The sequence below is a fragment of the Vibrio sp. 1288 genome, from assembly GCF_033344475.1.
In genome coordinates this window covers 1-829 of sequence record NZ_JAWPOX010000318.1, presented here as the reverse complement: position 1 = coordinate 829, position 829 = coordinate 1, and the positions used below count along the sequence as shown (strand labels likewise).

Annotated in this window: 1 protein-coding gene; it reads left to right on the top strand. The window is 45.8% G+C overall.

The features are described 5' to 3' along the window. Positions 1-829, top strand: an 829-nt coding sequence (locus R8O11_RS26500) for a tetratricopeptide repeat protein (RefSeq protein WP_318194778.1), incomplete at both ends; no start/stop codon positions are given.

Below are 829 nucleotides of genomic sequence, written 5' to 3'. Positions count from 1 at the left end.
AAAAATACAACCTTGCGCTTTCAGAACTGCTTTACGGTTATTGGCAGTCCATCGAAAGTGACAGCGGTACTCGCCTTGCCAAAGTAAACCGCTTGCTGGCGAGACTTTTCCAAGAACGTCGTGTGTACGACAAAGCCATTGAATATCTGTCTCAGGCTGCAGATTTCTACGACTCTTACCCAAGCTCCCCTATTTTGGCCGATGTACTTGAACAAATGGGCGACATCTATTTTTATCAAGGCAAGTTCAATCTTGCTTTGGTGCACTACTTCAACGTACTGGATCACGAAAGCACCAGTCGTAATATCAATCGCACCATTAAGATTCGGTTGAGCTTGGCTGCGACTTACCTGCAACTCTACAACTGCGCACTTGCAGAGCCATATCTGGAACGTGCGACAGAGTTACTGGAATACGCGGATATCCCTCAGCTTGAAGCGAAAGCCGCCCTACTTCAGTCTGGTCTCGCTTATCATCAGAACGACAGCAAAAAAGTAATTGAAAACGCGAAGAAAGCCTTAGAGCTTGTCGAAAAAGCGCCGGAAAACAAAAACTTCATCAAGCAGCAATCTTACCGTTTGTTGGGCTTGGGTTACGAACAGGCGGGCGAATATCAACTGTCACTGCAAGCGTACAAAAAATACACCAGCTTAGTGCGTTTGGAGCAAAAACAACTCAACCAAATTAGTGAAGATGCGTTCCGTCAGCAAAAAGAGTTTGCGGAACAGACCATTCACTATGTCGGTCAATCAGAGCGTCTAGAGCAGGTGGAAATGGAACACCGTAAGTTCCAGAAAATTTCCTTTGCCCTATTCATCACCGTTCTGGT